At 70.7% G+C, this 19511-nt stretch carries 19 protein-coding genes and 1 tRNA gene; 11 read left to right on the forward strand and 9 right to left on the reverse strand.

What is annotated here, in order from left to right:
• The coding region (locus tag VB737_RS00985; protein ID WP_500310374.1) for an ABC transporter substrate-binding protein at positions 1-1548 on the reverse strand (1548 nt) is incomplete at its 3' end.
• Positions 1549-1625: 77 nt separating this feature from the next.
• Positions 1626-2408, reverse strand: a complete 783-nt coding sequence (locus VB737_RS00990) for a hypothetical protein (protein ID WP_500310376.1) — start codon at positions 2406-2408, stop codon at positions 1626-1628.
• 182 nt (positions 2409-2590) lie between these two features.
• On the opposite strand from VB737_RS00990, the gene VB737_RS00995 reads away from it, so the two are divergent.
• A complete protein-coding gene (locus VB737_RS00995; protein WP_500310378.1) occupies positions 2591-3448 on the forward strand; it encodes a hypothetical protein in 858 nt (285 codons plus the stop codon).
• A 37-nt stretch (positions 3449-3485) separates the two neighbouring features.
• Here VB737_RS00995 and VB737_RS01000 read toward each other — a convergent pair whose 3' ends face one another.
• The 3 genes from VB737_RS01000 to VB737_RS01010 are packed head-to-tail and all read right to left on the reverse strand — an operon-like array spanning position 3486 to position 4897.
• Positions 3486-3887: a dihydropteroate synthase gene (locus tag VB737_RS01000; protein ID WP_500310380.1), complete on the reverse strand. Its 402-nt coding sequence runs from the start codon at positions 3885-3887 to the stop codon at positions 3486-3488.
• A 19-nt stretch (positions 3888-3906) separates the two neighbouring features.
• Entirely contained in the window at positions 3907-4668 is a 762-nt protein-coding gene (gene tpiA / locus VB737_RS01005; RefSeq protein WP_500310383.1) for a triose-phosphate isomerase, read from the reverse strand.
• A gap of 10 nt (positions 4669-4678) precedes the next feature.
• The gene (locus VB737_RS01010) at positions 4679-4897 is read right to left on the reverse strand and encodes an RNA-binding S4 domain-containing protein (RefSeq protein WP_500310385.1); all 219 of its coding nucleotides are present in this window, start codon (positions 4895-4897) and stop codon (positions 4679-4681) included.
• 39 nt (positions 4898-4936) lie between these two features.
• On the opposite strand from VB737_RS01010, the gene VB737_RS01015 reads away from it, so the two are divergent.
• Complete coding sequence (locus VB737_RS01015) at positions 4937-6676, forward strand: ABC transporter ATP-binding protein (RefSeq protein WP_500310387.1); 1740 nt, start codon at positions 4937-4939, stop codon at positions 6674-6676.
• 40 nt (positions 6677-6716) lie between these two features.
• Positions 6717-6947, forward strand: coding sequence for a DUF6447 family protein (locus VB737_RS01020; RefSeq protein WP_500310389.1), 231 nt, complete (start codon positions 6717-6719; stop codon positions 6945-6947).
• Positions 6948-6959: 12 nt separating this feature from the next.
• Here the strand turns inward: VB737_RS01020 and VB737_RS01025 are convergent, their stop codons facing one another.
• Together VB737_RS01025 and carB are read right to left on the reverse strand one after the other, a co-directional pair.
• Complete coding sequence (locus tag VB737_RS01025) at positions 6960-7637, reverse strand: DUF3386 domain-containing protein (protein WP_500310391.1); 678 nt, start codon at positions 7635-7637, stop codon at positions 6960-6962.
• Between the two features lie 22 nt (positions 7638-7659).
• Positions 7660-10983 carry a carbamoyl-phosphate synthase large subunit gene (carB, locus tag VB737_RS01030; protein WP_500310393.1) on the reverse strand — a complete coding sequence of 1108 codons (3324 nt, stop codon included), beginning with the start codon at positions 10981-10983 and terminating at the stop codon, positions 7660-7662.
• A 122-nt stretch (positions 10984-11105) separates the two neighbouring features.
• On the opposite strand from carB, the gene VB737_RS01035 reads away from it, so the two are divergent.
• From VB737_RS01035 to VB737_RS01065, 7 genes are all read left to right on the forward strand, one after another.
• Positions 11106-11741 (forward strand): DUF3318 domain-containing protein, encoded by a 636-nt coding sequence (locus VB737_RS01035; RefSeq protein ID WP_015108460.1) that lies wholly within the window; start codon positions 11106-11108, stop codon positions 11739-11741.
• Positions 11734-12120, forward strand: a complete 387-nt coding sequence (gene rsfS, locus VB737_RS01040) for a ribosome silencing factor (protein WP_500310396.1) — start codon at positions 11734-11736, stop codon at positions 12118-12120. Before VB737_RS01035 ends, rsfS begins: the two co-directional genes overlap by 8 nt.
• A gap of 11 nt (positions 12121-12131) precedes the next feature.
• Positions 12132-12650, forward strand: coding sequence for a CGLD27 family protein (locus VB737_RS01045; protein WP_500310398.1), 519 nt, complete (start codon positions 12132-12134; stop codon positions 12648-12650).
• A gap of 31 nt (positions 12651-12681) precedes the next feature.
• Positions 12682-13665: an asparaginase gene (locus VB737_RS01050; RefSeq protein WP_500310400.1), complete on the forward strand. Its 984-nt coding sequence runs from the start codon at positions 12682-12684 to the stop codon at positions 13663-13665.
• A gap of 64 nt (positions 13666-13729) precedes the next feature.
• Positions 13730-13806 (forward strand) — tRNA-Met (locus VB737_RS01055).
• A gap of 321 nt (positions 13807-14127) precedes the next feature.
• Positions 14128-15000, forward strand: coding sequence for a hypothetical protein (locus VB737_RS01060; RefSeq protein WP_500310402.1), 873 nt, complete (start codon positions 14128-14130; stop codon positions 14998-15000).
• Between the two features lie 70 nt (positions 15001-15070).
• A complete protein-coding gene (locus VB737_RS01065) occupies positions 15071-16741 on the forward strand; it encodes a GMC oxidoreductase (RefSeq protein ID WP_500310404.1) in 1671 nt (556 codons plus the stop codon).
• A 206-nt stretch (positions 16742-16947) separates the two neighbouring features.
• On the opposite strand, the gene VB737_RS01070 is transcribed toward VB737_RS01065, so the two are convergent.
• Together VB737_RS01070 and VB737_RS01075 are read right to left on the reverse strand one after the other, a co-directional pair.
• The gene (locus VB737_RS01070) at positions 16948-17181 is read right to left on the reverse strand and encodes a DUF2811 domain-containing protein (protein WP_323306536.1); all 234 of its coding nucleotides are present in this window, start codon (positions 17179-17181) and stop codon (positions 16948-16950) included.
• A 395-nt stretch (positions 17182-17576) separates the two neighbouring features.
• Positions 17577-18692, reverse strand: a complete 1116-nt coding sequence (locus VB737_RS01075) for a sirohydrochlorin chelatase (protein ID WP_500310406.1) — start codon at positions 18690-18692, stop codon at positions 17577-17579.
• A gap of 95 nt (positions 18693-18787) precedes the next feature.
• Between VB737_RS01075 and VB737_RS01080 the strand changes: the two genes are divergently transcribed.
• Entirely contained in the window at positions 18788-19438 is a 651-nt protein-coding gene (locus tag VB737_RS01080) for a ParB-like protein (protein WP_500310408.1), read from the forward strand.
• The last annotated feature ends 73 nt before the right edge of the window (positions 19439-19511 follow it).

Here is a 19511-nt window from a genome sequence, read left to right on the forward strand (position 1 = left end):
GGGCCGGCTGACGCCCGGCTGCCCCCAGGCCACCGGCGCGCTCAGCCACACCGGCACGTAGGGGCTGGCGGCGGCGACCCGGCGCTGGATGGCCACCAGCAGGGCGATCCGCCCGGGGCCGTCCAGCTGGCTGCTGCGCTGCAGCTCCTCCTCCAGCCCCGGGGCGGTCCAGAAGGTGCCTCCCAGGACGCTGTTGCCCTCCAGGCAGCGGTTCCCCTCGGACTTGCTGCAGGACAGCAGCGGCATCAGGAAGTTCTCCGCATCGGGGTAATCGCCGATCCAGTCGTAGAAGAGCATCGTCAGGGCGCCTTTGTCGAGCTGGGAGTAGGCGGTGGTCGACTCCATGCCGCTCACCTCGAGCTTCACGCAGTCGCCCAGGTCCCGGCGCAGCTGGGCCTGCCAGGTGAGGGCGAACAGCCGGTCGGTGGGAATGTCGGAGCGGTAGGTGAACGGCAGGGTCAGCACCCGGCCGCCGCAGTACCCGGCCTGGCGGTAGAGGGCCCGGGCCCCGGCGGGGTCGTAGGCCGGCCAGGCGTTGGGGTCGGAGCCCGGCAGGTCGGGGGGGACCAGCTGCCGCTGGGGGGAGCGCAGGCCCAGGGTCACCCGCCGCACGATGGTGGCCCGATCGAGGCTGCGGGCCACGGCCTGGCGCAGGCCGGGCCGGTTGAGCGGTGGCTGGTCGGTCAGCAGCGACACCAGGCTGATCTCCTGGGAGGGGCCGATGGCCTGCCGCAGGCGGCCGGCCGCCGCGTCCCGCTTCAGGGCCTGCTGGTGGTCGATCTCGAGGCCGGTGCTGAGCAGCAGGTCCACTTCGCCGCTGCGCAGGGCCCCGAACAGGGCGGTGGAGTTGCTCAGGGTGACCAGGTCGATGCCCCCGTTGGCGGGCCGCCGGCCCCAGTAGCGGGACCAGGGCACGAGCCGCTGCTGCTGGCCGCCGAAGAAGGCCAGGGCGTAGGGGCCCGTGCCCACGAAGCGATCGTTCAGGGGCTTGTCGCGGTGCTGCCGGTAGGCGGTGGGGGAGACCGGGGTCAGGAAGATGGCGCTGAGCAGCCGCGGCAGGGGACTGAAGGGGCGCTTCAGCACCAGCTCGATCTCATGGGGCCCGATGACCCGCACGCTCTCGACCCGTTCGCTCAGCTGGTAACCGAGGGTGCCGATCGCCATGAAGCGTCGCAGGGAGAAGGCCATGGCGGCGGCATCGAAGCGGGTGCCGTCGTGGAACAGCACCCCCCGGCGCAGGGGGATGCGGGCCCGCAGCCCGTCGGGGCTCAGCACCGGCAGGGCCGTGGCCAGCCGCGGCTCGATGCGGCCGCTGGCGTCGATGGCATACAGGGGGTCCCCCAGGCCGCTGAGCACCTGCATCACCCCGATCCGGGAGGCCTGGACCGGATCGAGGGAATCGATGCGGCTCTTGGTCGCCACCACCAGGGACCGGCGGGATGCCGCTGGCTGACAGCCCGCCAGCAGCGGCAGGGCCAGCAGCAGGGTGGCGAGGGCGGTGGCCGTCGCGGCCGGCCCGCGTCCTGTTCTCCCCCTGGTCGTCGGCAAGACCTTGCGATCCGGTGGCGCCCATTCAAGCGGCCTGTCCAGCGCGGTCCCGACGGCCGAACTCAGGGGGGCGGAGCTCAGGGGGTTCGTCGGTGGCTCCTGGGCCGACGCCCCCGCAGGATCTCCAGCTGCCGGAGCAGCTGCTGGAGCAGGGTGAGGGAGGCGCGAGGCCGCTGGGCGCCGGCGGCGAAGGCCGCGGCGAAACCCACCGAGGCGATGCTCACCCGCGCCACCCCCTGGCCCAGGGCCCAGACGTCGGTGGGGGCGGGCCCGCTGATCCGGCCGGAGGCGCGGCTCTCCGTCTTCTGGAGCTCCTCGAGCAGGCTGCGCTTCAGTTCGTTCAGGGGCAGGCTGAGGGCTGCCGGGGGCAGCTGGGGCCGGGGGGCCTGGAGCCGGGAGAAGCGGGCCTGCAGGTCCTCCGGGCTGGTGGCGGCCTCGATGGCCTGGCGGATCCGGGTCACCCGTTCGTCGAGCACCGTGCGCTGCATCGCCTGGGCGCCCTTCGCCTGGGAGAGGACGCGCCAGGTGGCGAAGCCCTGCAGGGGCACCAGCAGCAGGAAGGCGAACACCGCCACGATGGCCCACTGGCGGGCGATGGCCAGCTTCGCCCGCAGGAAGCCGTTGGTGGGCTCGATGAAGAGCCCGAGGTGCAGCAGCAGGAACCCCAGCAGGGCCAGCAGCGCAGTGTTGACCATGCGGTTGGTGAACCGCAGCTGCCAGGAGGGATTGAGGAGCTGGACGGGCAGGGAGTCGACCAGGACGAAGGCCATGAACACCAGCAGCAGGCCGGCGCCGCTCCAGGCGAACAGGCGGCTGAAGCCGGCGATCGTCTCCTCGCGGCTGGGGGTGTGGTCAGGCATCCGTGGTCCGGGCTGGACAGGGGGGCGAGAGCTGGCCAGCGGCCCAGACCTTAGGGGGCTCCACCGGTGCCGTCAGGGGCCCGCAGGCCGCTGCCTGGGACCGCCCCGGCCTGCCGACTTAAGCAGACACCAGGCAAACCTGAAGGTTGGCTGATAAAGTGCTGAGACATTACTGGTTGTTCATGTTGCGCTTCCTTGGGTTCGGTGCCCTCGGACTGAGGCGTTTCCGCCCTTCCGTCCATCTCTATCCCCCCCTGGTCCTGCTCAGCTGCCTGATCGCCAGCACGGCAGCCCCGGCGGGTGGCAACCTTGGGCACGATGCCCTGACCGAGCTTCAGGAGCTGCGCGAGCTGCTGGTTCCCGGTTTTGGGCCGGATCCCGAGGTCCTGATCGGCGTCGGTGGCCTCACCTTGAGCAACCCGGCCACCGGCGTGGTCGTGCCGGCCTTCCAGCTCAGCTCCGGTTCCAGTTCCAGCCCCTCCGACGGGACGGCCACCCTCATCGACGGCTTCGTCGTGCCGTCGGGCTACTTCCTGGCCCGATCCGGCGCCGTTTCCGGCCGCGGCGGCTTCCGCCTGACGAATCCCCTGGCCTTCCGGTGGGCCGGAACGGCGTCGACCCCGCCGCTGCAGCTGACCTGGCAGGCAGGCACGCTCTTCGACAACGTCTTCGACGGGGCCACCGGCACCTCCGTTCCCTTCCGGATCGGCGACTCCCCCGTCACGGCTGATGCCCCCTCCCCCGGGCCCATGCTCGTCCTGACGGCCGAGCCCGCCGAGGAGACCCCCGGCCCTGACGGCGGGGACGGCGTGTTCGAGACGGCCCTGCTTCCCCCGGCCGCGGCAGCCCCCTCCGGCGAGCAGCCCGGGAACGGGCCCAGCGAGCAGACCGGTGAAGGCGGCGACGGTCCCGGCGAGCAGGGTCCGGTCGGTGAGGGTCCCGACCCGGCCTCGGTCCCCGGTCCCCTGCCCGTGGCCGGCGTGGCCATCGCCTGGCGTTGCAGCCGCCGGCTGCGGCAGCGTCTGCGACAGGGCCGCTGAGCTGCCGGCCCCGCTTCGGTGCCGGCTGAGTGCCGGATCAGAGCGTCCGCAGGCAGGCGGCCACCGCCTCCACGCCCTCCAGGGCCTCGATCGCCCCGAGGGCCTCGCGGAAGGTGTCGATGGAGAGCAGGGGGCCACCGGCATCCGGCGGCGGCAGGGAGGCCAGGATCCGCCGCAGGGCGGGCACCACCCGGGCGATCTCGGCCTCGGCATCGATCTCGCTCGCACCGGGCCGGGTGCTCTGCCCGCCCAGGTCGAGCAGGTCGGCCCCCTGGCGGTGCAGCACACGGGCCTGGCGCAGGGCCGCATCGGGGGCCTCGTAACGGCCGCCATCACTGAAGGAATCGGGGGTGAGGTTGAGGACCCCCATCACCAGGGTGCGATCTCCCCAGCGGAAACCGGCCGGGACGGCGGCGGGGCCGGCGGGGCTCAAGGCCATCGGAATGGAAGCCCGGGCCTCAGGCCGCCACCGGCACCTGGTAGTTGGCGATGCGGGCAAAGCTGACCGGATCGAGGGAGGCGCCCCCCACCAGCACGCCGTCGATGTCGCTCTGGGCCATCAGCATGTCGATGGTGGCGGGGTTGACCGAGCCGCCGTACTGCACCACCACCTCGGGATGGCCCACCCAGCCGCGGATCAGGCCGCAGATGCGGTTGGCCTCCTCGGCGGCGCAGGTCTTGCCGGTGCCGATCGCCCAGATGGGCTCGTAGGCCACGATCAGTCGCAGGGGGTCGATGCCCTCCAGCCCCTGCTCCACCTGGCGGTGGATCACCCGCTCGGTCTCGCGGGCCTCACGCTGGTCGTCGCTCTCGCCCACGCAGAGGATCGGGATCAGCCCCGACTTCTGGGCGGTGCGGGCCCGCAGGTTGATCTGCTCGTCGGTTTCGCTGAAGTACTTGCGGGGCTCGCTGTGGCCCACGATCGCGTGCGTGACGCCATGCTCCAGCAGCATCGGGGCCGAGATCATGCCGGTGTAGGCGCCGCTCTCCTCCCAGTGGACGTTCTGAGCGGCGATGGCGACACCGGCGCCGGCCAGGTGACGGCAGAGGGTGGGGATCGCCGTGAACGGCGGGGCCAGCACCACCTCTCGGTCATCGGGCAGTTCGGCGATCAGGGGCCGGAAGCTGGCCGCAAACGCCCGCGCCTCGGCGCAGGTCATGTGCATCTTCCAGTTGCCTGCGATGACGGCCTTGCGCACGTGGTCTCCCGGCAGCGACATTCGAGGCAGGTTAAGGCGTGGGGCCGCCGTCCCCCCCGCGGGCCAGCCGTGGGGAGAGCATCAGCACCTCGCGGCCGTCGATGGCCACGGCATCCCCCGGGGCCAGCTGACGACCGCGCCGGGTCTCGATGGCGCCGTTCACCGTCACGTCCCCCCGCTGGATGCGCTGCTTGGCCTCGCCGCCGGTGCCGACGAGGCCCTGGAATTTGAGGAACTGATCCAGCTTCACCGTCGGGGGGCGCCCGGAGAGCGCTGATAGGGTTCGTCGATGCTTGCACCCTCGCCGGCCGGCTTCCGCAGGCTCTGGCCGCTGCTGAAGCCCCACCGGCGACCCCTGCTGCTCGGGGGGTTCTGCATGCTGGTGTTCGTGGGCTGCTGGCCCCTGCTCGCCTGGCTGGCGGGCCAGCTGATCCCGGCCATCGGCGCCGGCGACTTCAGCAAGGTGCTGCGCAGCGTGGCGGCGGCCCTGGCGGTGTTCCTGGTGCAGAAGATCGCCCAGTTCGGCCAGGACACCCTGCTGGCGGGCCCGGCCCTGCGGGTCAGCCAGGAGCTGCGGCGGCAGCTCTTCGCCCGCCTGCAGCGGCTCGACTTCGGCGCCCTGGAGAAACTCTCCGCCGGCGATCTCACCTACCGGCTCACCGAGGACGCCGACCGGGTCGGGGAGGTGATCTACAAGACGATCCAGGACACGACCCCCAGCGCCCTGCAGCTGGTGGTGGTGCTGGGCTACATGATCTGGCTGGACTGGCCCCTGGCCCTGGCCACCCTGCTGCTGGCGCCGCTGGTGGCGCTGATGGTGAGCGCCTTCGGGGCCCGGGTGATGACCGCCGCCGAGCGCAGCCAGAAGCAGGTGAGCGACCTGGCGGCCCTGCTGGGCGAGGCGATCGGCGGCCTGCCCCTGGTGCGGGCCTTCGCCGCCGAACCCTGGCTGCAGGAGCGCTTCGACACCGAGATCGACCTGCACCGCCGCGCCCGCTACCGCACCCTGGAGCTGCTGGCGCTGCAGCATCCAGTGGTGGGCTTCATCGAAGCGGCCGGGATCCTCTCAGTGCTGCTGATCGGTGCGGCGCGCATCAAGGCCGGCGGCCTCGACAGCCAGGGCTTCAGCAGCTATGTGGCGGCCCTGCTGATGCTGATCGATCCGATCTCCCACCTCACCACCAACTTCAACGAGTTCCAGCAGGGCCAGGCCTCGCTGCGGCGGCTGCGGGCGATCGAGAACGAGCCGGTCGAGCCGCCCGACCACCCCGGGGCCAGGCCCCTGGGGACCGTGTCCGGGGAACTGGTGCTGGACGGGGTGAGCTTCGGCTACCAGAGCGGCAGTCCGGTGCTGCGCCAGCTCGATCTCCACATCCGCCCCGGCCAGGTGGTGGCGCTGGTGGGGCCCTCCGGCGCCGGCAAGAGCACCCTGTTCTCCCTGCTGCTGCGCTTCAACACGGCCCAGAGCGGCCGGGTGCTGCTCGATGGCCAGAACCTGGCCGACCTGCGGGCCCGGGACCTGCGCCGGGCCGTGGCCCTGGTGCCCCAGCAGAGCAGCGTCTTCTCTGGCACGGTGGCCGAGGCGATCGCCTTCGGCCGTCCCGCCAGCGGCGAGCAGATCCGCCAGGCCGCGCGGCTGGCCAACGCGGCCGACTTCATCGAGAACCTGCCCGATGCCTATGACAGCCGCCTCGAGGAGCGGGGCAGCAACTTCTCCGGCGGCCAGCTGCAGCGCCTGGCGATCGCCCGGGCCGTGCTGGGCAACCCGGCGGTGATGCTCCTCGATGAAGCCACCAGCGCCCTGGATGCGGAGGCGGAGGAGGCCGTGCAGCAGGGCCTGCAGCAGGCCATGGCCGGCCGCACCGTGCTGGTGATCGCCCACCGCCTGGCCACGGTGCAGGAGGCGGATCTGATCGTGGTGCTCGACGGCGGCCGGATCGTCCAGCAGGGCAGCCACGACGAGCTGATGGCCAGCGGCGGCCGCTACCGCGAGCTCTGCGAACGCCAGTTCATCCGCCTGGAGGCCTGAAGCCCGCCACCTAGGCTGTATCCACACCGAGTCCAGAGCCTTGCAGACCCCCAGCCAGCAACCGCCCGTGCTGACCTTCGAGGGCAAGCGTTACGACCTCAACGGCCTGCCCGACGACGTCAAGGAGATGGTGCGGGGCATGCAGGTGGCCGATGCCCAGCTGCGCATGCACGAGGACACCCTCAAGGTGCTGGCGGTGGGCCGCCAAGCCATGGCCATGCAGCTGAACGAACGGCTGCAGGGGATCCAGACCCTGGAAGAGCCGGCCTGAGGCCGCCGGGGATCAGCCCAGGGGGGCCAGATCCTCGAAGCGGAACACCTGGCGGCCGGCCGGTGTGTCGCCGTGGGCCTCCGTCTCCACCACCCGCTCGCCCAGCACCCAGGGGCCAGCGCCCGCCAGGGGCACGAAGGTGTCGGTGAAGCGGCTGGTGCCGCCGCGGGCCTCGCCGGTGGCGGGGTCGCTGTAGCGGCTCGTGTAGGTGTGGCTGAGGTAGCCGCTGCCGGTGTCGGTGACGCTCTCGGTGAAGATCGTCACCACGGTGCCGTGGATGTGGCGGTGCACCATCGTCACCACATTGTCCTTGATGCGGTAACGGTCGCCCTCGGCCTTGCCGCCCATGATCACCTCGGTGCCGACGGCATCGGTGTCACCGGCGGTGAAGGTGTTGGCGCCGTGGGTCTGCTCGAAGGGGCGCCGTACCCGGTGGATCGCCACCTCCCACAGCTGGGAGGCGACCGCCTTGTGCACCTCCTCGTCGGCGATGCCCTCCACGGTGGCCTTGAGGTCGGCGCCGACCTGGAAGGTGCCCGCGAGGCGCCGGTCGTCCTGCTCCCAGACGCAGCGACCGGCGTAGCCGCCGAAGCCCGGCTCCCAGGTGTAGCGGTTCTCGTAGGCGGCGCGGAAGGCTTCGCGCAGGTCGGAGCCGGGGGCGACGGGATGGGCGGCCAGGGTGCTGGTCACGGGGGCACGGGCGATCAGGCGATCACCCTACCCAGGGCGGGTGGATGTCCTGCAGGGCCGCCACCTCCACCTGCTGCTGCTGCTGCAGGGCGGCGATGGCCTCCACGGCGGCCCGGGCCGCCGCCATGGTGGTGACGGTGGGCACGGCGTAGTCGAGGGCGGCCAGGCGCAGGTAACGATCGTCGTGGGCGGCCTGGCGGCCCACCGGTGTGTTGACCACCAGCTGGACCAGGCCCGAGCGGATCGCATCCTCGATATTGGGCCGGCCCTCGTGCACCTTGAGCACCGGCTCCACCGCCAGGCCGGCCGCCGTCAGCATGGCGGCGGTGCCGTTGGTGGCGGTGAGGGTGAACCCCGCCGCCAGCAGGTCGCGGGCCACCGGCACCAGGGCGGGCTTGTCGCGGTCGTGGGTGGAGAGGAAGACGCTGCCGCTGGTGGGCAGGGGTTCACCGGCGGCGAGTTCGGCCTTGGCGTAGGCCAGCCCGAAGCTGGCGGCGATCCCCATCACCTCGCCGGTGGAGCGCATCTCCGGCCCCAGCAGGGTGTCGGCGCCGGGGAAGCGCTTGAAGGGCAGCACCGCCTCCTTCACCGTCTGCCGGGGTGGCCGGGGCTCCGCGAGCAGGCCCAGCTCCGTCAGGGTGCGGCCGGCCATCAGCTGGCTGGCGATCTTGGCCAGGGGCACGCCGGTGGCCTTGGCCACGAATGGCACCGTGCGGGACGCCCGCGGGTTGGCCTCGATGATGAACACGGTCTCGTTGCCGGCACCGTCGTTCTGCACGGCGAACTGCAGGTTGATCAGGCCGCGCACCTCCAGCGCCAGGGCCAGCTCCGTGCTCCAGCGACGGATCGTGGCCAGGGCCTCGGGCCCCAGGGACACCGAGGGCAGGGCGCAGGCCGAATCGCCCGAATGGATCCCGGCCGGTTCGATGTGCTCCATCAGGCCACCGATCACGACGGTCCCCTCCCGGTCGCAGAGGGCATCGACGTCCACCTCGATGGCGTTCTCCAGGTACTGGTCGATCAACACCGGATGGTCGGGCTCCACCTGGACCGCCTCCACCATGTAGCGGTTGAGTTCCTCCTCGTCGAAGACCACCTCCATCGCCCGGCCGCCGAGCACGTAGCTGGGACGCACCACCACGGGGTACCCCACGGCCGCCGCCACCGCCCGGGCTTCCCCATCGGTGCGGGCCAGGCCGTTGCGGGGCTGGCGGATGTCCAGGTGGCGCAGGATCGCCTCGAACTGCTCCCGGTCCTCGGCCCGGTCGATCGATTCGGGCGAGGTGCCCCAGAGCCGGGTGCCGGTGGCCCGGCCCTCCTCGCTCTCCAGCCAGCGCAGCAGGGGAATCGCCAGCTTCAGGGGGGTCTGGCCGCCGAACTGGACGATCACCCCCTCGGGTTTCTCCGCCTCGATGACGTTGAGCACATCCTCCAGGGTGAGGGGCTCGAAGTAGAGGCGATCGCTGGTGTCGTAGTCGGTGGAGACCGTCTCCGGGTTGCTGTTCACCATCACGGTGGCGAACCCGGCCTGGCGCAGGGCGAAGGAGGCGTGGCAGCAGCAGTAGTCGAACTCGATGCCCTGGCCGATGCGGTTGGGCCCGCCCCCCAGAATCATCACCTTGCGGCGGGTCTCGGGGGTCACCTCGTCCTCGGGGGCCAGCACGGTGAGGGAGCCGTCGGCCTCGAGCCGCTCCAGGGGCCGCTCGTAGGTGGCGTAGTGGTAAGGGGTGGAGGAGGCGAATTCGGCGGCGCAGGTGTCAACCGTCTTGAACACGGCCCGCACGCCCAGCTGCTGGCGCCGGCGGCGCACCGTGAGTTCGTCGCTGCCGGTGGCCCAGGCGATCTGGCGGTCGGAGAAGCCGGTCTGCTTGAGCTCCAGGAAGGCGGCGGCGTCGATGGCGTCGAGGGAACGGCCCCGCAGCAGGCTGGTTTCGACCGTCAGGATGCGGCGCAGCTTGGCCAGAAACCAGGGGTCGATGGCACTCAGCCGGTGGATCTCGTCGTCGCTGCGGCCGGCCACCATGGCGGCGCGCACGTCGTGGATCCGGTCGGGGGAGGGGATGCGCAGCTGCCGCTCCAGATCGGCAGGATCCTGGGGGTGGTCGGGGCGGTCGCAACCCCAGCCCGCATGGCCCGTCTCCAGGGAACGCAGGGCCTTCTGGAAGGATTCCTCGAAGCTGCGGCCGATGGCCATGGCCTCGCCCACCGACTTCATCGAGGTGGTGAGCACGGCCGGGGAACCGCGGAACTTCTCGAACGCGAAGCGGGGGATCTTGGTGACGACGTAGTCGATCGTCGGCTCGAAGCAGGCCGGCGTGGCCCCGGTGATGTCGTTGACGATCTCGTCGAGGGTGTAGCCCACCGCCAGCCGGGCGGCGATCTTGGCGATCGGGAAGCCGGTGGCCTTGCTGGCCAGGGCCGAGCTGCGGCTGACGCGGGGATTCATCTCGATCACCACCACGTCGCCGTTGTCGGGGTTGATGGCGAACTGGATGTTGCTGCCACCGGTGTCGACGCCGATCTCGCGGATGATGGCGATTGACTGGTCGCGCAGCCGCTGGTACTCCCGGTCGGTGAGGGTCTGGGCGGGGGCGACGGTGATCGAATCACCGGTGTGGACTCCCATCGGGTCGAGGTTCTCGATCGAGCAGACGATCACCACGTTGTCGGCGGTGTCGCGCATCACCTCCAGCTCGAATTCCTTCCAACCCAGCAGGGATTGCTCGATCAGGATCTGGGAGACGGGGCTGGCCTCCAGGCCGCTCTTGCAGAAGGCCTGGAATTCCTCCGGGTTGTAGGCGATGCCGCCGCCCGATCCCCCGAGGGTGAAGGCCGGCCGGATAATGCGTGGGTAGGTGCCGATGGCGTCACCGACGCGGATCGCTTCCTCCAGATCGTTGGCGATCCCGGACGGACAGACGGCCACCCCGATCCGGGCCATCGCCTCCTTGAACAGCAACCGGTCCTCCGCCTTGCGGATCGCTGCCAGGTCGGCACCGATCAGTTCGACGCCGTAGGCGGCCAGGGTGCCGTTCTCCGCCAGGGCAACGGCCAGGTTGAGGGCGGTCTGGCCGCCCATGGTGGGCAGCAGGGCATCCGGACGCTCCAGCTCGATCACCCGGGCCACCACCTCGGGGGTCAGGGGCTCGATGTAGGTGCGATCCGCCAGGTCCGGGTCGGTCATGATCGAGGCCGGATTGGAATTCACCAGCACCACCTCGTAGCCCTCGGCCCGCAGGGCCTTGCAGGCCTGGGTGCCGGAATAGTCGAACTCGCAGGCCTGGCCGATCACGATCGGTCCCGACCCCAGCAGCAGGATGCGCCTCAGATCCGTGCGGCGGGGCATAGGGGGTGATCGGGCAAACCCGCCCAGCCTCTCACGGTCGCCGTCCCGACCGGCCTGCCGGCGCCGCTGGCACCGCAGGCAATCGCTAATCTGACGGGATACCTTCGCCCGAGACACCGCCGATGAGCGAACTCCAGCGCCTGAAGGGGTTGCTGCCCCCTGAGATGCAGAGCTGGGTGTTCGTGGAAGCGGCGGCCTCCGTCGATCCCCCCCTGATCACCATCGAGGAGATCGGCCGTGACGAGGTGGAGATCCAGGTGGATCTCGAGAAATGGGACGCCCTGGCCCTCGACCACCGCAACCTGCTCTTCTGGCACGAGGTGGGCCGCATCCAGAACGACGCCATCCCCCGGGATGGCTGGGAGATGGCCGCCCTGGCCATCGGTCTGGGCGGTGCCATCGGCGAGCTGTGGGTGCAGGACGGTCTGCTGCTGGTGATGGCCCTGGGGCTGTCCGGCTTCGCCGGCTACCGCCTCTATCTCAAGAACAACTCGGAGAAGCGTCTGCAGGACGCGATCCTGGCCGACGAACGGGCCATTGATCTGGCTTGCCGCTTCGGCTACAGCCTGCCCAACGCCTACAAGAGCCTGGGGGGCGCCCTCAAGGAGCTGGTGGAGCAGACCCGCAAGAAGAGGCGCCGCACCTTCTACGAAGACCGGCTGGAGGCCCTGCGCAAGAGCGCCGGCAAGGCCCGGGCCGAGATGGCCCAGCAGCAGGGCTCCCGCCAGTCGGTCACCAGCGAGAACGTCTATGGATAGCCGCGAGCTGGCCCTGCTGGCGGCCGAGGCCTGCGACGACCGCAAGGCGGTCGACATCCGCCTGATCCGGGTGGATGAGGTCTCCTCCCTGGCCGACTGGTTCGTGATCTGCAGCGGCCTCAGCGACGTGCAGGTGCGGGCCATCGCCCGCTCCGTCGAAGACCGGCTCGACACCGACGCCTCCCGCCTGCCCCTGCGGCGCGAGGGACAGAGCGAGGGCCGCTGGGTGCTGCTGGATTACGGCGAGCTGATCGTGCACGTGCTCACCCCCCAGGAACGCAGCTACTACGACCTCGAGTCCTTCTGGGGCCATGGCGAGCAGGAGCGCTTCGTCCCGGCTCCGGTCGAGGTGGGCGGCTCCGGCCCGGTCGGCGGCTGAGGGACACAGCGATGGCCGCCGGCGTTCCAAGCCTGCCCAGCCAGGACACCCCCTGTCCGGTGCCCCCGGCCCAGCGCCCCCTGCAGGAATACGACCAGCTCAGCCGCTCCTGGTTCTTCCACTGGCCCGCCAACGGAGCGGCGGGGCTGTGGCGGGCCCTGGGCCTCGCCTGGCTGCTCTCCTTCCCCCCGGCGCTGCTGGTGGCCAGCGGCAGCATTCCGCTGCGCCACGACCCCGTCCGCCTGGTGATCGCCGCGGCCACCGCCGCCGTGCTGCTGCCGATGGTCCTGCTGCTGCGGCAGTGGCTGGGCTGGACCTACGTGCAGAAACGGCTGGTCTCCGAGCGGGTGGAGTACGAGGAGTCGGGCTGGTACGACGGGCAGGTATGGGAGAAACCGATCACCTGGCGCCAGCAGGATCTGCTGGTGGCCCGCCACCAGGTGCAACCGGTGCTGAGCCGCCTGCGCCAGGCGGTCGCCGTCGCCATCACCCTGATGCTGCTCGGGTCGGGGCTCTGCCAGGCTCTCTGAGGTCGGCCTCCACGGACCTTCCCCCATCCCCATGACCCTGTCCTCCAGCTTCGCCGGCCCGGGCCGCCCCGGCATTCCCCCCCTGGAGGTCCGCCTGCTGCGCAACGGCATCGTCGAGTCCCGGCACCGGGTGCATGCCGTGGTCTGCGACCAGCGGGGCCGGGTGCTGATGCGCGCCGGCGACCCCCAGCAGCTGAGCTTCGTGCGCTCGGCCCTCAAGCCCTTCCAGGCCACCGTCTTCGTGGGCAGCGGCGCCGCCGACCGGATGGGGGCCGGGGAGCGGGGCCTGGCGATCGCCTGCGCCTCCCACGCCGGCACCGCCCTGCATGCCCGGGAGGCGTTCAAGCTGCTCTGGGGGGCGGAACTCGACACCGAGGACCTCCAGTGCCCCACCCCCGCCGGCGCCAGCAGCCCGCTGGAGCACAACTGCTCGGGCAAGCACGCGGCCTTCCTGGCCGCCTGCCGCCAGATGCACTGGCCGCTCGAGAGCTATCTCCAGGCCGACCATCCCCTGCAGCAGGCGGTGGTCAAGCGGGTCGGTGAGCTGCTGGGGCTGCCGGGGGCCGAGCTGATCAGCGCCCGGGACGACTGCGGCGCCCCCACCCTGCAGCTGCAGCTGGCCCAGATGGCCCTGTTGTTCGCCCACCTCGGCGGCGGTGAGCAGGCGGACCTGGAGCGGCTCAGCCGGGCCATGCTGGCCCACCCGGATCTGATCGCCGGGGATGGGCAGTTCGACACCGAGCTGATGCGCCTGGCCCACGGCCAGGTGCTGAGCAAGGGGGGCGCGGAGGGCATCCAGTGCCTCAGCCGGGTGGGCGAGGGCATGGGGGTGGCCATCAAGGTGGACGACGGGGCCCGGCGGGCCAAGCAGGCCGTGGCCCTGCACCTGCTGGAGCAGCTGGAGTGGCTCACCCCCACCACCCTGACGGAGCTGCGCCAGCGCTATCTGGCGCCGGCCGATCACCTGCGGCTGGAGGTGATCGGCGAACTGCGCTTCGACGGGGCCCGCCCCTGAGGCGGGGGCATCGCCTGATACACTTTTCAGGTGCGACGCGGACATCCGCCGTCCACTTGTGCGACGCGGGGTAGAGCAGTCTGGTAGCTCGTCGGGCTCATAACCCGAAGGTCAGGAGTTCAAATCTCCTCCCCGCCACCAAATCCTGGGACCCTCCCAAGGGTCTCCAAACAACCCCCCATCCTTTGGCTGAGGGGTTGTTTTTTGGCGTGTTGTTGTTGGCCTCAGCAAAAGTCCCGACCGTGCCGCAGGGACGGAGTCGTCTCCCACCATCGGACGCAGGGGGGTGGCATTCCCACAATCAGGCATTCCAGCTGTCGGGCCGTTCTGCGGTCAGGCCTTTTGACTGTCAGAAGAGGACGCCGTCAGGATGTCTGGCAAAAGCCATGGCTGCTAACTTGAAATCATGAGACAGTCATCATGCGAATACCATATCCATACAAGATAAAGGATGCCGTTGCCATGGCCATCCTGCGTCGACCATGGAAAGAGCGCCATCGCAGATTGCTGCTCTGCCGACCCCGTGGCGGGCTCAACGACATCCTCTGCCAGATCCATCGGTGTCGCGTCTACTCGCTGGTCCACAACAGAGACCTGTGGATCGACACCCGTCGTTCGGGGCTGCATACCTGCATGAGCGACTATTTTCAGAGCGACGGTCATTTCGATTTCGGCTGGCCGCCCCAGGCTCTTGCCAGCCGCTCCTGCTTCCCGGGTGTCCTCCAGGGCCGCCTTGACACCTACGACACCGTCTATAGCCGGACGATCAACAATTTCGTCGACACACAGACGCAGGAGCCACTGTCCTTTGATTTCGGCGCCAGCTATCCCGAAGAGATTCTTGTCCATGAGCAGTGCGGCGGCGGGCTCTACTCGATCAAGGCTCTCAGGCAGCTGCGTTTCCTGCCCGAGCTGCAGGCCACGATCCGGAACCGTCTCAGCGAATTGGGTACCTACGAGGCGATCCACATTCGGAACACGGATCTGACCACCGACTACGTTTCGTTCTTCCGGACCATCCAGGTCCCGCCAGCCCACAAGGTGATCGTCTGCACCGATGACCATCAATGTCTCCGGTATGCGCGGGACTTCTGGCAGGACCAGCTGATCGTCGTCCATGGGGTTCCGGATACCGGTGGCCGGCCCCTGCACTCCCCGAATGATCTGGATCGGCACGAGACGAACGTGCACACCCTGCTGGACCTGATGATCCTGGCGTCGGCCACGGTGTTGCACAGCTGCCGGACCAGCCAGGGCAGGGAGTCCGGCTTCTCTCTGCTGGCCAGATCGCTGCGTGCGAACCCGCGGATGATCCGCCGCCTGCTCAACGGCTGACGCTGGCGCCCACGAGGGTCTGCTGCTCACCGCCCGCTCCACGATGATGCCGGCACCGGTTCGCCTGCCGATGTCCGCCGCCCCATCCCCCACCGCCGGCAACGACCTGCCCTGGGATGCCGTGGTGGTGGGGGCAGGGGCCAATGGGTCGGTGGCTGCCATGGTGCTGGCGGAGGCGGGGCTGCGGGTGCTGGTGCTCGAGGCGGGGCCGGAGCTCTCCGCCCGGCGGGCCCTGGGCAGCGAGCCGCTCAACAGCCTGCGGCGTCTCGCCCACCTGAGCAGCGGCCGCCAGCGCCTGCAGCGGCACCATCCGGGCTTCTGGAAGCACAACCCCGAGCTGTTCGTCGACGAGCGGCAGAACCCCTACAGCACCCCGCCGGACGCCCCCTTCCTCTGGACCCGGGGACGCCAGGTGGGCGGCAAGAGCCTCACCTGGGGCGGCATCACCCTGCGCCTCTCGGAGGCGGAGTTCCAGGCGGCCCGGCGGGACGGCCATGGCCCCGCCTGGCCGATCGGCAGCAGCGAGCTGGCGCCCTTCTACGACCGGCTCGAGACCCTGCTCGGGGTGCATGGCCAGCGGGACGGCCTGCCCCAGCTGCCGGACGGGCAATACCTGCCGCCGCTGCCGTTCACGCCGGGGGAGGCGCACCTGCAGGCGGCGATCGGCCGTGAGCTGGGGCTGCCCCTGATCCACTCCCGCGGCTTCCGCCTGCACAGGCCCACCCCGGCGGCGCCCTGGCCCCCCGCCAGCGCCCAGGGCCGCAGCCTCGCCCGGGCCCTGGCCACGGGCCGGGTGCAGCTGCGCAGCGGCGCGGTGGTGAGCCATCTGGAGATGGACCCGGCCCGGCAGCGGGCCGAAGCGGTGGTGCTGGTGGACGCGGCCAGCGGCCGGCGGGAGCGCCTCGCCGCCCCCCTGGTGGTGCTCTGCGCCTCCACGATCGAAACGGTGCGACTGCTGCTGCACTCGAGCGACGCCGTGCGCAGCGGCGGCCTCAGCGACCCCTCGGGCAGCCTGGGCCGCTACCTGATGGACCACATCTCCACCAGCCGCTTCTTCTCGATCCCCGCGATCGAAGCGCCCGCCGAACCGGCCGAGCTCTCCGGAGCCGGCAGTTGCTTCATCCCCAACACCGTGAACCTCGACGCAGGCAGCCAGGAAACCTTTCTGCGCGGCTACGGCATCTGGGCGGCCCTGCAGCGCTTCGATCCCCCCGCCCTGCTGCGGCGCCGGCCCGGGGAGGCGGTGGGCTTCCTGATCGGCCATGGGGAGGTGCTGCCCCGGGCCGGGAACCGGGTGGGCCTGGACGCCTCCCGCACCGACGCCTGGGACCTGCCCATCCCCCACATCGACTGCCGCTGGGGAACCAACGAGGCCGCGATGGTGGCCCACATGCAGGCGCGCATGGCGGCCGTGGTGGCCGCGGCGGGCGGCCGCATCCGGCCGATCGAGGAGCTGTTCGTGCTGCCGGTGCTCGAACCCCTGATCCGCAACAGCCTGGCGGTGCGTCCGGAGCCGCCGCCGCCGGGTTACTACATCCACGAACTGGGCGGGGCCCGCATGGCCGAGCGTCCCGAGGAGGGGGTCGTCGACCCCTGGAACCGCTGCTGGGGGGCCGCCAACGTGCTGGTCACCGATGGGGCCTGCTGGCCCAGCGCCGGCTGGCAGAGCCCCACCCTCACCGAGATGGCGATCACCTGGCGGGCCTGTGCCGCCGCCGCCGCCGGGATGCGGCGCCACTGAACGGAACGGTCCGGTCAGGGAGCCGTCACAGCGGGGTGCCGCTGGTGTCGATCACCACAATCTTGCGGGCCGCCGATGCGCACAATGACGGGGCGACCTCCAAAGGGTCGGGCAAGGGAGAAAACATCAGCGGGGGTTGGCACCTCCGCTTTTTTTTGGCCCCCCTGCCTGGCTCGCCGGTGCCATCGACATGAACCGCCCAGGGCTCAGGGCTTCTGGAACAGGCCGTCGAGGTAGTGCTGGGAGACCACGGGCTCCTGGCAGCCGTTCTGGAACAGGAAGCCGGCCAGGGCGGAGGTGATGACGCTGTACTGGTCCCAGTGCGGGTGGGCGTCGATGAATTCCCGCATGCCGGCGTAGAGCACCTCCGGGACCTCGGCTTCCAGGCTCACACTCGCCTCTTGGCCGCCGCACCCCGGGTGCTCAGGATCCATGGCCATGCTGGTGGGATTCAGCTGAGTTCGCTCCAAGTACGCCACAGGGGATGGCCGGCGTCAAAAACGGGCTCACAGGGGACCCCGTCGGCGTCGGGGAATGAGACTCGCGGCCCCGGCTGGGCTGCGGCCGAGGTGTTGCAAAACACGGGAGCGGCGGACCGATCGCGGCGGATCCTGTCAAGGCTGTTCCAAGCCATCCATGACTTTCCCCAGTCGGGACGTCGCGAAGCGGCCGGAAGACCGTGATCTGTGGAAAAGCGCCCCGAATCGGGGGAAAACGACACCGCGGTGGGGGAAACTCCCGAACCATCGGAACAAGTGATCAGAACTCAGTCTCTCTGGACGCAGACAGAGATGAGACCGGCGAGGCCGGCGACTCCGTGCAGGGGCTCCGTCCTTCAGTCGCTCGGCCGCCGCAGGGTGCGGGGACCCAGCGGGTGGTCCGCATGGGGGTAGACGGGGTGGTGGTGATGGTGCTCATGGCCGTGACCATGGCCAGCCCCCGTGCCCCCCAGCGGCACGGGAACGCCGTCGGGCTGGCACGCCCCGGTGCATTCCCGCTCGCAGAGGGTGCAGCTCTCCACCAGACCCTCGACATGGTGATGGTGGCTGTGCTGGGGCGCCCCCACCTCCCGCTCGAAGCCGAGCACCTGGGCCCGGTACTTGCAGAGCGAGCAGTTCATGGCCACATCGCCCCCCAGCACCTCGGCGACCCGCTCCCGGAAGGTGTCCAGCACCAGGGGATGGTCGCCCAGGTAGCCGGCCTGGACCAGCTCCAGGGCGGGATGGTCGACGGCCACCCGCTCGCTGTGCTGGCGGATCCGGCTCACCAGCACCCCGGAGAACAGGAAGTACGGGAAGACGACAATGCGCTGGAAGCCGAGCTTGACGGCCTGGCGCAGCCCCGGCTCCACCAGGGGAAAGGTGACGCCGGAATAGAGGGTCTCGCCCCAGCCGAAGCCGAAGCCCTCCACCAGCATCCGGGTGACCTTGGCCACGTTGGAGTTGGCATCCGGGTCAGAGGAACCCCGCCCCACCACCGCCAGCAGGGTGTCATGCAGCGGCACGGGGCTGCGGCCGGCGGCGAGGGCGTCGGCGTCGGCGCGCTCGAGGGCGGAGCGGATGCGGGCGGCCGCGGCCTGGATCATCTTGAGATCCACCCCCAGCTCCCGGCCGTAGTCGATGCGCAGCCCGGTCTCGGCGGCGTAGGTGTTGAGCACCGAGGGGATGTCGTTCTTGGCGTGACCGGCGGCGAACAGCATGGCCGGCACGGCCAGCACGTGCTGGACCCCGCGCTGGCGCAGGGCGTCCAGGCCATCGCGCAGGATCGGCCGGGCGAACTCCAGGTAGCCGTGGTCGACGGGCACCGGCGCGAGGTGGTGCTGGAGCTGGTGGGCCAGGGAGGCGAATTCGGCCACCGCCAGACGGTTGCGGCTGCCGTGGCCACAGACCAGCACACCGATCGGGCCGTGGGGTCCCTCCGGAGCGATGGCTCGGTCAGCGGCGGTGGTCATGAAGGTCCGTGGCTGGCTCGACCCTATTCCCAGGGCTGAGCCCCGGGTGGGCTTCGGCGCGGAGCGGTCAGGATGGGGCTCAGCCACCGGCACCCATGAGCCTGCACCTGCCCCCCTACCGGCCCCTGCCCCCACCGGGTCCGAAGGCGGACCTGCTCAGCGTCGCCATCGCCGACCTGCGGCCCACCCAGATGTGCGTGGGTCTGGCGGAGGTGCGCAGCCGCCAGCAGGACTTCTCCCAGGAGACCGCGGAACAGCGCCTGCGCTACCTGCGCGGCAAACCCGTCCCCCTCGTGCGCGGCGCCGGTGACGCCCTCTGGATGGTCGACCGCCACCATCGCCTGCGGGGGCTGATCGAGCTGGATCCCGACGCCATGGCCTACGGCTACCTGGTGCTCGATCGGCCGGCCGACCCGCACGAAGCCGTGCTCGCCGAACTGCAGTCCCGGGGCTGGCTGTATCTGTACGACGGCCGCGGCCACGGTCCCCTGGCCCCCGCGGCCCTGCCCCAGGGTCTGGAGCACCTGCAGGACGATCCCTACCGCTCCCTGGTCTGGAGGCTGAAGAAGGAGGGCATGATCGATCCGGCCCCCCTGATCCCCTTCCACGAATTCCGCTGGGGAGCCTGGCTGCGCAGCCGCCCCCTGCCCCCGTTCAGCTCCGCCAACCTGGTGCCGGCCCTGGCCGCCGCCCGCTCCCTGGTGCGCTCCCGGGCCGCTGCTCACCTGGCCGGCTGGAAGGGCTGAACCGTCAGGTCCGGCCGCCGCGCTCGGGCCGGTTGCGGGGTGGTTCGCCGTCCCCGGCCAGCAGCTGCCGCTC

The organism is Synechococcus sp. BA-120 BA3, from assembly GCF_034931285.1.
Classification (GTDB): Bacteria; Cyanobacteriota; Cyanobacteriia; order PCC-6307; family Cyanobiaceae; genus Cyanobium.

Coding starts and splice junctions, on each gene's coding strand:
- VB737_RS00990 (WP_500310376.1), bottom strand. CDS start 2,408: ATGCCTGACCACACCCCCAGCCGCGAGGAGACGATCGCCGGCTTCAGC.
- VB737_RS00995 (WP_500310378.1), top strand. CDS start 2,591: ATGTTGCGCTTCCTTGGGTTCGGTGCCCTCGGACTGAGGCGTTTCCGC.
- VB737_RS01000 (WP_500310380.1), bottom strand. CDS start 3,887: ATGGCCTTGAGCCCCGCCGGCCCCGCCGCCGTCCCGGCCGGTTTCCGC.
- tpiA (WP_500310383.1), bottom strand. CDS start 4,668: ATGTCGCTGCCGGGAGACCACGTGCGCAAGGCCGTCATCGCAGGCAAC.
- VB737_RS01015 (WP_500310387.1), top strand. CDS start 4,937: ATGCTTGCACCCTCGCCGGCCGGCTTCCGCAGGCTCTGGCCGCTGCTG.
- carB (WP_500310393.1), bottom strand. CDS start 10,983: ATGCCCCGCCGCACGGATCTGAGGCGCATCCTGCTGCTGGGGTCGGGA.
- VB737_RS01035 (WP_015108460.1), top strand. CDS start 11,106: ATGAGCGAACTCCAGCGCCTGAAGGGGTTGCTGCCCCCTGAGATGCAG.
- rsfS (WP_500310396.1), top strand. CDS start 11,734: ATGGATAGCCGCGAGCTGGCCCTGCTGGCGGCCGAGGCCTGCGACGAC.
- VB737_RS01045 (WP_500310398.1), top strand. CDS start 12,132: ATGGCCGCCGGCGTTCCAAGCCTGCCCAGCCAGGACACCCCCTGTCCG.
- VB737_RS01050 (WP_500310400.1), top strand. CDS start 12,682: ATGACCCTGTCCTCCAGCTTCGCCGGCCCGGGCCGCCCCGGCATTCCC.
- VB737_RS01060 (WP_500310402.1), top strand. CDS start 14,128: ATGGCCATCCTGCGTCGACCATGGAAAGAGCGCCATCGCAGATTGCTG.
- VB737_RS01065 (WP_500310404.1), top strand. CDS start 15,071: ATGTCCGCCGCCCCATCCCCCACCGCCGGCAACGACCTGCCCTGGGAT.
- VB737_RS01070 (WP_323306536.1), bottom strand. CDS start 17,181: ATGGCCATGGATCCTGAGCACCCGGGGTGCGGCGGCCAAGAGGCGAGT.
- VB737_RS01075 (WP_500310406.1), bottom strand. CDS start 18,692: ATGACCACCGCCGCTGACCGAGCCATCGCTCCGGAGGGACCCCACGGC.
- VB737_RS01080 (WP_500310408.1), top strand. CDS start 18,788: ATGAGCCTGCACCTGCCCCCCTACCGGCCCCTGCCCCCACCGGGTCCG.